Here is an 11,401-nt window from a genome sequence, read left to right on the forward strand (position 1 = left end):
GGGCTCAGACGCCGGTTTCACGCTCGTGGCGGCGCACGACGCGCAGGCCTTCGAGCAGGGCACCGAGGATCCAACGCTGTTCGACCGCGGACGCACCATCCTTGTAGTAGGAAAGCGCCTCACGGATGGTTGCGGGGAAGTTGGCGACCAGCAGCTTGACGCGCGCAGCTTCACCCTGAGCGACCAGCTCGAACGCGGCTTCCACTTCGGCGACTTCTTCAGTCGACAGGTTCGGAAGTACATCTTCAGGAATCGCCAGGAACTGCTTCTTGATCTTGCCCAGCGGTTCACGCGAACCGGTTTCGGGAATCTGGCGCACCAGTTTCAAGTTGCGCGGCTCGTCAATAAACAGCAACATAAAAGCAACCCCCTGGAAAACACTTCATCAGCAAATGCCGGGCGACCCTTTTCACCCTCGCATCAATGAACGGCTAAAAAAGCACCCTCGAGAACCAATAACTCTATTGCGCAGCATCCCTCCAACGAGAGGGGGAAGGGCGACAGCAGACAAGATCTCGGTAGAAGTGACTACCAAGACCATTAATCCGCTGGCTCTCAAAATGAACGAGATCCCCTTGTGGTCGTCACCGCGTTCCGACCGAAATGGCGGTACTCAAACGATGTGACAGAGTTGCGACAGATCAAGCAACGCCAGCAACTTTTCATCAAAGGTTAACGCGCTGACCCGGACAACTTCTTGCCGGGCGCCCTCGGCATCGCGCTTGCGCCAGCGATGATTTTCGCTGGATGTGCCGCTAGAATAATCGACCGCGGGATCCTGCAGCACACCGATGCGCAGTCCGGCAGCTCTGGCGCGGGCGAGAAAAGCCCAATCATTTCCGGCACCTTCATAAGTGCCGAAGCCGCCGACCCGGTCAAACGCCGTACGCCGGATGGCCAGGCTTGAATCGCCCCAGCAATTGAAGAACAGACCGGCGGCATGTGCCTCTCCGATGAAGGCACGGATTGCCATCGGCGATCCCGCAGGATCAGTGCCTACTGTGCCGTTCTGGTGCAGGGCCAGGTTCGTCACAACGATGTCGAACTCGCTGCCCAGCAGCCCCTCGATCAGCCGGGCTGCGCCATCCCCGCGCCAGGCATTGTCGTCGTCCAGAAAGACCAGAACATCGCCCCGTGCTGCTGCCGCAGCGGCCTGACAGGCGGCGCGATGCCGCATCGGCGGGAGGCGAAGCACCTGCGCGCCCGACTGCGCGACGATCGCCAGCGCCGATTCGACCCCATCCATCACGCTTCCGGCATCGGCGACGATGATTTCGCGCACCAAGGCGCTCGACGGAGCCACGCTCGCCACCGCGCGGACTATCGCCTCAGGTCGGTCGCGATGGACGATGCAGATGCTCGCGACCGGTCCGTTGCCCGATGGCGCAGGTACCAAAGTTGCGCGCCGCATGCCCGTCACCCTCTCGATCAGCGCCGGCCAATCGCTGCCGAGGTCAGTCGCTTTGGCATTCGCAAGCCGGTGGTCCGCAGCCAGCTCCACGCTATGCCCGGCGGCCTGCGCCAGCGCGACCAGCGCGTCGTCGTCGGCGGTCGGGCCCGAAAACACAAGCGTGGTTGGCCCACCGCGGGCAAGCCTGTGGCCCAGATCGTGCGGTTCGACCGCATCATCGAGACCGAAGTCGAACGCCCAGTCGAGCGCGCGCAGTCCGATCAGATCCTTGCTGAGGCCATAGGCACGATCGCGCCATGGCCCCAACAGGCGGATACCCTCAGGCGGCAGAGTGCCCGCTTCGGCGCGCAGCTCGACTTCGTCAAGGAAGCGGTCCGCACCCCACGCTCGCCTGCCCGGCCCCATATGCGTGAGCGTAGCCACCGGGCCACTTGACCACGGCGAGATCGGCCAACGCCCGAACGCACCCAGCCGTGCCTCGACCAGACGTTCTTGCGGCACACCCAGCTTGCGAAGCGGCGCGAACGCGGCAGCGCCGGGCGCAAAGACCGCATCGGCCAGTTCGGCGCACTGCCTTTCAAGCGCATCATCGGCCAGAGCCCCCAGCGAGGCCAATTCCATGTCAGCCAGCAGCCGAGCCGCAGTCGGCGCGTCGCCCCACAACAGGAGAGCGGTCGCGCGATCAAGCTCACCCAGTTCCCGCGCCATCAGACACGGTTGCAACACCCCTCCCGCCAAAGGTGCAAGCAAGGCATCGTATCGCCGTGTCCGCGCGCAAGCCCACAGGCGGTGGCCGAAATCGAGGCTGCGGGTGATGCTGGTCGAACCCGGCCCACCGATCACCGGCCAGGGCAGCAACGGCACCGGCACGAAGGCCGCCCCGGCCGGCCACGGCTCATCGGGAACCTGCTCTGCCAGCACGTCGACAGCCCAGCCCTGCGCGAGCATTTGTGCCGCGACCGCGCCGAAACCTTGCTCAAGGTTGAACCGGCGCCACGGGTCATCACCCGGCGGGAGGATCAGGCCAAGCCGACGCTGCGCGCCCATGTCCGGTTCAATTTCAGCAGCAAGGCATCATCGCGCGCGTCACGCAGCTCGGGTTCGACGGTTTCGGCAAGGACCGCAGGGTTCCACGGCAGGTAGAAGCCATGGAAGCCATCGCCGCCCAAAGTGCGGGCAAGCGCGGCATGGCGGCAAGCCCGAACCGGGCCAAAGCGGTGCTCGCCCGCCACCAGCATGACCTCGAGACGCGCAGGCGGGTCGGCGGTGTCGAGCGCGAAGCCGGTCAGCGTCGCACTGCCCGGCAATGGCGGATCGAACACTGCTATGCGCGATCCACGCCACCCTTCGAGCGGCGCCTTGGCGGCGCCCGCACGCCATGGGCTGCCGGGTAACGGCTCGCCCGTATCCGCCCAGCGCGCCTCGATCGGATCGGCCACCATCGCGCCGACCGGCACGGCAAAGCCGCAAACCCCAAGGCCATGACCGGCGGCCTGCACATCGGCGCGATAGTGGTCGGCAAGCACGGTGATGGTGCCGCCGGTCGCCCCGCCGCTGATCTGGATGCGGGCCGGCTTGCCCGGCTGGATGGGATCATGCGCCCAGCCCCGCAACCAGCCGTCGTGCACCCCTTCAAGCCAGCCGATCCGTTCGACGCTCCGCAGTTGCCGAGGCGGCAGCGCCAGCGCAGGCGTTGGCCGGAACCACGGGCGACGCAGGCCGATCACGCCAAGGCCAAAGCATTCTGCTGCACGAACCAGTCCCATGTGGCGGCAAGTCCGTCATGCAGAGGCGTATCGGGGCGAAAGTCCAGTTCGGCGCGGGCCTTGGCCACGTTGCACCAGGTCTTGTCGATCTCACCAGCGCGGGCCGGGCGATAGTCGACAGCAACAGATTGCGGGCCAACGACCACGCGTAGCGCCTCGATCAGGGCATTGACTGACAAGGGCTGTCCCGAGCCAAGCTGGAACACGCCCGAACGATCACTGGCCAGCCCGGCCATGATCCCCTGACACAAGTCCGCCACATAGACGAAATCGCGGGTCTGTTCGCCATTGCCGTGCACGATCAGCGGTTCACCGGCGAGAATGCGCTTGCAGAAGGCGGCCACGACGCTGCCCTTGTGGAACGAGCGCGGCCCGTAGACATTGGCAAAACGCAGCGATAGCGCGGAAAAGCCATAGCTGCCCGCCCATGCCGAACACAATCCTTCGACCGCCAGCTTGGTCGCGCCATAGGGCGAGATCGGATTTGGCACCATGCCTTCGTGCACGGGCGGCTCCGCCTCACCGATGATCGCGCCACCGGTCGATGCGTTGACGATCCGGCGAACCTCATGCCGGCGCATCGCTTCGAGCAAGCGGAACGAGCCGACCACGTTCACATCGAAGTTGAGCGCGGGATCGGCGATCGATTCGATCACGCGGGTATCGGCGGCAAGATGTACGACCGCATCGACTCCGACCAGTGCGGCGTCTAGCGCAACGTCGTCGCGGATATCGCCGCGCAGGAATTCGCCGGCAAAATCACCCAGATGCTCGCGCTGGCCCAGCACCTCGCTGTCGAGCACGCGCACGGCATGACCCGCAGCTTCCAGCCGGGGAACCAGATTGGCGCCGATAAAGCCACAGCCGCCGGTTACAAGGATCTTCATAGCCACCCGAACAGTTTCTTTCTGGGAAGTTCGCTCACGGTCACGTGCATACCCTCGGCGTAAACCGGAGATCGCCGCAGCGGGATGCCGCTGTCTGCTACCACAACGTCGATCCGGTGACGGCCCTGTTCGCGCAGGACTTTGGGCAGCATCACCTGAAATCCGTAATCGCTTTGCGGGATGCCTCCGGCCAGCAAGTCCTCGCGCTCACGGTTGGCGCGCAAGCGGGTGAGCGGGGCGCCATCGACAAACACGGCAAGGTCGACGCGCAAGTCGGGCATCGTCGGATACCACGCCCAGCCATAGACCAGACCCATCTCGCCCGGATCGCAAAACCCGTTGACGCCGCACTTTTCCAGCGGGGCGTCGGCCGCCATGGCCACCCCTTCGCCCAGCATAAGCGACGATCCGGCCACTTTTACCTGCCATGCAACTGTTGCTGAGCGTGCCGGCTTGTGCGGCAGGTCGATGACGAAGCCGTGGCGCATGGCCTCGGGCGGCAGCAAGGACATGGCCGGGAACACGTGGCTGGCAGGATGCAGCGTGGTGACCCCGTCGACAGTCAGTTCCACCTGCAAGGGCCGGTTCGACTGCCCGGCGCGAGGCCCGATCGTGGTGACCCAGCCTTGCAGGCGGCCATCGTGCAAGCCGATGAACTGTCCAACGAGATTGCCTTCGCTCGCAACTTCGCCGCGTTCGATCAGGCTGGCCAGCGCATTCGATGTGGTCTGACGCGCGGGCGGCGGGGGTGCCCGCTTGGCCGGGACCAGCGAGCCGTCCTCGTACCGGTCGAGCAAGCCCAGCAAGCCAGAACGCTCGGCCACCGGGCGCTTCTTGCCGCGCTTGGCAGCACCTTGCCCGCGCCCGGCAGGCTTTTCGGTCGTCGCCCCTTGCGCCTGCGCAGCCTTGGGCGCCGCGACGACAGCGGCGGCGCGCGCGGTTTCGGCGGCCTTTCCGGCATTGGCGAACTTGGCGACGACCACTTGCGCTGGCGGCTGCGCGGCGGGTTCGGGGCTGGACAGGCCCGTGATCATCCGCGCCAGCAGGCCTTCGGCCTTGGTCACGTTCTCTTGCGCCGGAGACTTGCGCTTGCCACCGCCAGCACCCCCGCGCATCTGCAATCCGCGCGCAAAGAGCAGCAGGTCGCGGATGCCCAATGGCGACGCCGCCAGCTTTGGCCGGATCACGCGGAACGTACTGGCCGACAGATCATAACCGCGCAAACGCATCCAATCGGCCGAGCGCGCCTGGATCGCACCGAGTTCGAGCAGCGCGGTCTCGCACTGTTCGCCTGCTAGCTGTGCCTTTGCCACGAACTCGTGATCGTAGCCCAGCACGCGATAGTCGGCGGTGAACCCGCCCAGCCGCCGGAACGCCTCTGCCCGCACGAACAGCGGCAATTCGCGCGTATCGTTGCGGCAAAAACTGTCCGAAGCGCTGCCGATGACCAGTGCGCGCAGCGGTGGCGTCGCGTCGGCATCTGCCGGATCAAGCACGCGGTGCAGGTAATTGAGCAGCCCTGCCCCGCTCGATGCGGCAATGCTCTCCAATGCGGACAGCGCAGGCTTCTCCAGCCCCGCCCCTTCCCACAAGAACAACAGGAAGCGCCCACGCGCGCGCTGCGCCAAAAGATTGAAAGCCGCACCTGCATCAAGGTCGAAGGCATCGACAACATCGCCGACGAAGCCATGTGCGGCCAGCATCTGGCGCGCATCATCAATGGCGGCCACGTCATCGCCATCGACCGCGACCAGCACTTCGGCAGCCGGATGCTTTTGCTGGGCAACGCTGGCTAAAGTGCGGCCTAGCGCGTTGGTATCGCCGGTGAAGTAGATGCAGACACTGGTGGCCGGTTGACCGTTTGTCCGCGCGCCCGCCGAACCTGCCGCGCGCGAAGGCTCGCGGGCCTGAGCGATCAGCCGCTCGCGCAGGCCTGCACCCAACTGGCGGTGGAACCGGCGCCATGTCGCCAGGTTCGCGTCGTTGTCGAAGCTGGGGCGCGGGACCATCCCGCCCAGCGCCAGCGCCTCTTCCAGCTTGTCGCCGACCGAAACCGGATGCGGCTGACACAGGACCGCCTCGCGGTCATCGGCATGGATCAGTTCGGCATTGCCACCGACATTGGTGCACACGCTGGGGATGCCGCAGATGGCCGCTTCATAGATCGCCATCGAGCTGTTTTCGATGATCGACGGCATTACCGCGAGGCGCTTGTCCCCCAGCAGATACTCGATCGCCTCGAACTGCTGGAATTCGGTCAGGATCTGCACATCGCACGGCCACTGTTCGGTGACCGAACGGATGTATTCGGGCGTGGTCTGGTCGGGGTGCGAGGCCATGCGCGCGCCCGGCTTGCCCATGAAAGTGATGCGCGGAGGCAGTTTCACGCCCTTGCGGATCAGGCGGCGGATCGCCTGACAGAACACGAACAGGCCTTTGCGCGCCTCAAGCCGGCCGAAAAACACGATCTCGTTGATCGGGGTCCGCTCGCCGCGCGTCAGCTGGCGCGCCTGCATCAGCGGTTCGAGCGTGGTGAAGGTGGCGACGTTGGGCTGCACGAATGTGCGGTCGCGCGGAATCGCATAGCCTTGGCTCGCCATCCAGCGCAGCAGGTGCAGCGAACCGCCGATCACCACGTCGGCCAGTTCCACGCTTTGCCGTTCGGCCTGCACTTTGACCAGATCGTCGGCACGTTCGAGCGGCTGGCTGCCATAAAGCCGGTTCCACAGCCACGGCGAGGAGGTCTTGACGATGAACAGCGTGTCGGCAAACGCGATGCCTTGCCGCTTGGCCAGCAGGCTGAGATAGCCCGAACCGCGCCATTCCGATACGTGCACCACATCCTGCGGATGCTCGATCAGGTAGCGCATCATGTTGTAGGGTGCGCGCAGCCAGCGATCTGCGGCGGTCAGGAAACGGTCGCGCACCGCATAGTCGGGCACGGGCACCAGCCGCACGCCACGTTCCGCATACCATGCGATCCAGTGGTCGATCGTCTCGACCTCAACCTCGTTGCCGCGCAGATAGAGCACGGTCACCGCGTTGCCTTCGGCGGCCAGCATCATCGCAAGGTGGGCGTACGTGGTGCCGATGCCACCATTGCGCACCGGGCCGACGATTTCCTCGGTCGCGATGCAGATGCGCTGCGCCTTGGTGGACTCGGGTTCTCCGGCAAACCGGTCGAGCGAGGTGAAACGCGTCGTCCAGGCATCGCTGATCCGCGGCAGCAACCCGTCGATCGAACCGTCCGGCAGCGGGCTGCACAAGATCCGCTCGACATCGCTGATGTCGAGGGCCTCGGAGGACAGGGGATCTGGATCGGATGCGAACATCGGCGATGGTTGACTCAGCGATTCGACTTGGTGTGCCTCAACTGGCCGGAGCCAGCGCGAACAGTGCCTGTAAATGACTGCTTCCGGGCGATCTTGATGAACTTGGCAAGTTGGCGGGCCCCGATGCAATCCCCGTCCCGCAAGTCCAGTACCGCAGGCGCAAGCAGGGTTAATGCGGAAGCCGCCGTAGGTTCGTCATATGGCAGTATCATGTCAGTCAGCATCAAGTCGGTGAGCGACGGGGTGATCGGTGCCCCGGCGCAGGACAATGTGACAGCCCTGCAACCCGGCTCGAACGTCATCCGAATATCGCCGGGGCCGAAGCCTGCGGGCGGATCGCCGACCCAGTGCGAGATCTGGCGCACCGGCGAAAGGCTGGTGATGCGGGCACAATCGAGCGCCAGACGCACCGGTCTGAGCGGGTCGTGCGCGATGAAGGCGCGCACTTGCGCCTGATATTCAGGGTAGCGCCGGTCAAGCACGGCGAGACCGGCCTCGATCAGTGCAGCCTTGGCGCTGCCGAAACTGGCCGAGCCGGCATGATAGACCAACGTGTCGGTGGCCGCCATGTGCCGCCAACCCAGTGCCGCAGCGCGCTGGCAGAAGTCGTTCTCCTCGCCATAACCACGCGGGAATGCCTCGGCATCGAACGGACCTGTAGCATCGAGGCAATCACGCCGGATGTACATGCAAAAGCCGACGGCGGTGGGGATCTCGACCGGCGGCAGCGCCAGATCCCGCGCCATGGCGTCAATGGCGCGCCATGACGTTTCGAGCGGGTGCGGATTGTCGCGCAAGGCGATCGGGTAGGACAGGATCGTGCCGCTGTTGGTCAACGGGGTGACGGTGCCGGTATCGCCTTGAGCATGGGCGGTGGCGCGCAAACGGTCGATCCAGTGGTCGAACACCTCGGTATCGCTGTTGAGCAGCACCACATCCTCGCCCGCCGCCAGCGCGGCCAGCCCGGCGTTGACCGTACCGGAAAAGCCGCGATTGCGGTCAAGCCGCAGCAAGGCGACACGGCCAGCCTGCGCAAGCGCGTCGAGCGCCGCCCGCAAGGCTGCATCGGGTGATGCGTCATCGACCACCAGCACGCGATGGGGCACGTCGCTGGCGGCGTTCAACAGGCTGGCAAGGCAGCGCAGCGTGCGGACCCTTGCGCCGTGAACCGGAACGATCACGCAAACCATTCCGGGTGTCGCCCGGTCCGTGCCGCGCGCAAGTTCAGTTGCAGTCGGCTCATACGGGATTGGCACCGCGACCGAGCTGTCGCGGCCTTCGCGCTGTGCATGAAGCACGAAGTGGCGCAGCGGATCGGCTTTTCGCGCTGCCACGTCCGGATTTGCGGCAAGGTAGGCGCGCGGATCGAAGCGGACCACGCCGCTTTCATCGGCGGGCGGGCGATGCACGGCATAATGCGCCGCGACGGCCGTTTCGAGCGGGCCGGCGTCGGTCAGACCGAACCGCTCTGCATACGCTGGCACATCGACAAGCCGCGCCAGTGCCACGGAACTGCAACAATCCGGGTGATAGGGATCGATCAGTCCCGCCGCCCGCAAGCGCCGGGCGACCAGCCAGCGCAACGGACCCGCCAACCATGATCTGCCGAGCGACGGCCAACGACCAGAGCAATGCCGCAACAGCCGCTCGCTCCACCGGGCGGCACGGCGCCCGATCTGGTGGTTCAGGCGGTGCAGCCGGTTCGGCAAGGACGCAAGCCACGACATGCGCTTCATTCTAGCACACCGCACGGCTACGCGCTTGCGCAACCGTGCCCTGTTCGGGCCGCTGCCGTTTGCGCGGCTCATGGTGTGCGCTATCCTGCACCGCCAGATTGCGGCGATGAAAGGCGTGTTCGACGCCGGGTTCTATCTCGATCAGATACACTATCCGGTCCAACGGCGGATGGCCGCACGCGCACCCGAACTGCATTATCTGCTGGTCGGGGCGAGGCTGGGACGCCTGCCCGGCCCCTTGTTCGATTTGCCCCGCGCGCGTGAAACGCATCCCGGCGTACCAGCCCGCCATTTGCTGCGAACGGCGCTGTCCAGTGGAGCGCCTCCACTGCTTAGGACGGCCGCCCTTCCCGCCGACGATCCGCGCCCCGGCGTGCTGCTGCTCGACCATGCGCGCGGTGGCGGAAGTTCGCAATTCCTCGACCTCCTTGCCGATCGGCTGGAAGCCGAGGGGGAGCGGGTTATCCGCACCTTGCGCCTCGACCAGCCCGAACCCCGCTTTGCGGTTCGATCCGGCGATCAGGCCGAGATCATCGGACTTGGCCCTGAGGCCGAGCCGCTGCTTGCTGCGTTGCTGGCCCGGCTGGGTATTACCCGGATGGTGGTCAACCACGTCATCGACCTGCCGCTGGATGTGGTGGCCAATCTGCCCGCGCTCACCCGCCGTTTGGGCATCACGTATGAAGTGATCCTGCACGATTATCTTGCAGCCTGTCCGCGGGTTAATCTGGTGGATGTGTCCGGCCGATATTGCGCACTGCCCGACCTTGCCAGTTGCCAGACATGCGTCGCACCGCTTGGCATTGCCATGGCCGAATGGCGTGCGGCCAGTGCGGCCTTGCTGCATGGCGCCCAGCGCGTGACCGTCCCCAGCCGCGATCTGGCGATCCGCATGGCCCGGGTGTTCGGCGATATTCCGCTCGATGTCTGGAACCCCGAGCGCGAGCCGGCTGCCTCTGGCAATCAGACGATACAGCCTGCCGATGCACCGCTGTCGATCGTGGTCATCGGCGCACTCAATCGGCCTAAGGGCTTCGACGTGCTGCTGGCGCTGGCCGACGAAGCCCGGCGCACCAACGCGCCCGTGCAGTTCACCCTGCTCGGCTACAGCAGCGACGATGCCGCGCTGCGCCGCGCCGGAGTTACCGTCACCGGCCGTTACCGCAATGCCGACGCCCGCAGCCTGCTGCGCGATCTTGCACCGCATCTGGTGCTGTTTCCCGCCATCTGGCCCGAAACCTGGTCGTTCACGCTGACCCATGCTCTTGCCACGGGCAATGCCATCGCCGCATTCGATCTGGGTGCGATTGCCGACCGTCTGCGCGGTAATCATTCCGCCCATCTGCTGGCGCCGGAACTGGCGAATGTACCTGAGCGGTTGCTACAGCGATTGGTGACGCTGGCACAAGGCCGGCGCAACGCGTTGGCAAGAACGCAGGCGATCATGCCACCAAACTTGGCCGCGACCCGAACTGACTGGTCAGATCCCGCCAATCCTGAAGGCTGCGTGGCAGAGGCATTGTCGGCATCTCGCACCCAGCCACCCCGCTTGACGTAAGCAGCACCGCATCACCGCCCAGCGCGCTGGCAGCAAGGGCGAACAGTTCGCGCGGTGGCGCACCAACGAGCGACGTGGCGCAAACGCCGCTTGCCGCCTCGACAGCGACGACCATAGCCCCCGTATCGGGCAACAACCGACCATCGGTGGTGGGCATCGTGGTATCCCGATTGGTGGCATAGAACGCAGCGCCGCGCGCCACCTCATTGGCGATCAATTCCAGCCGCTGATAATTCCACGAGGTATCGCGCCCGATCACCACCACATCGGCATCGCGCTGAACCGGAACCAGCCCGAAGCGTCGCGCTGCATGGGTCAGAATGCGCGAGGCGGCAAACAGGCATCGCGCCTCGGGATGGCGCAGGCCAACCAGGCGCAAGGTCTGTTCGCCCGCCAGAAACACCCGGCTTTCAGGCACATCGAGACCGGCGCGATGCAGCTTGGCGCAGAACGTGCGGGCCGTGTCACGCGAATTGGCCGAGACGATGGCGAAACGATCGCCAAGCAGCCGCAGTCCGCCGAGAAGATGCCCGGTCGCGATCGGGTCGCGCGGCACACTGCTGTCAAGATGGACGATGAATTGCGCGGGCGTGGCTGACACAGCCGAAAGCTGCGGGCCAAGGCCAAGCCCGCCCGTCAGAGCATCGGCGACCAATGCATTGGTCGCCGGACGCGCATGTCCCCCATCGAAATCCAGCATGTTTCCCCCAA

Annotated in this window: 8 protein-coding genes; 1 reads left to right on the forward strand and 7 read right to left on the reverse strand. The window is 65.5% G+C overall.

Features of this window, described 5'->3' with window-relative positions; translation table 11 throughout:
- Positions 1 to 4 precede the first annotated feature (4 nt).
- The 6 genes from LDN95_RS00885 to LDN95_RS00910 form a co-directional block, all read right to left on the reverse strand.
- Entirely contained in the window at positions 5 to 358 is a 354-nt protein-coding gene (locus LDN95_RS00885; protein ID WP_226015734.1) for a hypothetical protein, read from the reverse strand.
- A 255-nt stretch (positions 359 to 613) separates the two neighbouring features.
- A complete protein-coding gene (locus LDN95_RS00890; RefSeq protein WP_226015735.1) occupies positions 614 to 2,458 on the reverse strand; it encodes a glycosyltransferase family 2 protein in 1,845 nt (614 codons plus the stop codon).
- Positions 2,431 to 3,177, reverse strand: coding sequence for a hypothetical protein (locus tag LDN95_RS00895; protein ID WP_226015736.1), 747 nt, complete (start codon positions 3,175 to 3,177; stop codon positions 2,431 to 2,433). Before LDN95_RS00895 ends, LDN95_RS00890 begins: the two co-directional genes overlap by 28 nt.
- Positions 3,135 to 4,064, reverse strand: a complete 930-nt coding sequence (locus LDN95_RS00900) for an NAD-dependent epimerase/dehydratase family protein (protein WP_226015909.1) — start codon at positions 4,062 to 4,064, stop codon at positions 3,135 to 3,137. Before LDN95_RS00900 ends, LDN95_RS00895 begins: the two co-directional genes overlap by 43 nt.
- Positions 4,061 to 7,396, reverse strand: coding sequence for a glycosyltransferase (locus tag LDN95_RS00905; RefSeq protein WP_226015737.1), 3,336 nt, complete (start codon positions 7,394 to 7,396; stop codon positions 4,061 to 4,063). The genes LDN95_RS00900 and LDN95_RS00905 overlap by 4 nt, the downstream gene beginning before the upstream one ends.
- Positions 7,397 to 7,410: 14 nt before the next feature.
- A complete protein-coding gene (locus LDN95_RS00910) occupies positions 7,411 to 8,991 on the reverse strand; it encodes a glycosyltransferase family 2 protein (protein WP_226015738.1) in 1,581 nt (526 codons plus the stop codon).
- A gap of 130 nt (positions 8,992 to 9,121) precedes the next feature.
- On the opposite strand from LDN95_RS00910, the gene LDN95_RS00915 reads away from it, so the two are divergent.
- Positions 9,122 to 10,690, forward strand: a complete 1,569-nt coding sequence (locus LDN95_RS00915) for a glycosyltransferase (RefSeq protein ID WP_226015739.1) — start codon at positions 9,122 to 9,124, stop codon at positions 10,688 to 10,690.
- On the opposite strand, the gene LDN95_RS00920 is transcribed toward LDN95_RS00915, so the two are convergent.
- Positions 10,575 to 11,390, reverse strand: a complete 816-nt coding sequence (locus tag LDN95_RS00920; protein WP_226015740.1) for a hypothetical protein — start codon at positions 11,388 to 11,390, stop codon at positions 10,575 to 10,577. The two genes, LDN95_RS00915 and LDN95_RS00920, sit on opposite strands and share 116 nt — an antisense overlap.
- Between the last annotated feature and the right edge of the window lie 11 nt (positions 11,391 to 11,401).

The organism is Novosphingobium sp. FKTRR1 (assembly GCF_020404405.1).
Taxonomy (GTDB): Bacteria; Pseudomonadota; Alphaproteobacteria; order Sphingomonadales; family Sphingomonadaceae; genus Novosphingobium.

What these genes read in the sequence shown, in the direction of transcription:
- LDN95_RS00885 (WP_226015734.1), bottom strand. Translation starts at nt 358, where the DNA reads ATGTTGCTGTTTATTGACGAGCCGCGCAACTTGAAACTGGTGCGCCAG.
- LDN95_RS00890 (WP_226015735.1), bottom strand. Translation starts at nt 2,458, where the DNA reads ATGGGCGCGCAGCGTCGGCTTGGCCTGATCCTCCCGCCGGGTGATGAC.
- LDN95_RS00895 (WP_226015736.1), bottom strand. Translation starts at nt 3,177, where the DNA reads ATGGGACTGGTTCGTGCAGCAGAATGCTTTGGCCTTGGCGTGATCGGC.
- LDN95_RS00900 (WP_226015909.1), bottom strand. Translation starts at nt 4,064, where the DNA reads ATGAAGATCCTTGTAACCGGCGGCTGTGGCTTTATCGGCGCCAATCTG.
- LDN95_RS00905 (WP_226015737.1), bottom strand. Translation starts at nt 7,396, where the DNA reads ATGTTCGCATCCGATCCAGATCCCCTGTCCTCCGAGGCCCTCGACATC.
- LDN95_RS00915 (WP_226015739.1), top strand. Translation starts at nt 9,122, where the DNA reads ATGCGCTTCATTCTAGCACACCGCACGGCTACGCGCTTGCGCAACCGT.
- LDN95_RS00920 (WP_226015740.1), bottom strand. Translation starts at nt 11,390, where the DNA reads ATGCTGGATTTCGATGGGGGACATGCGCGTCCGGCGACCAATGCATTG.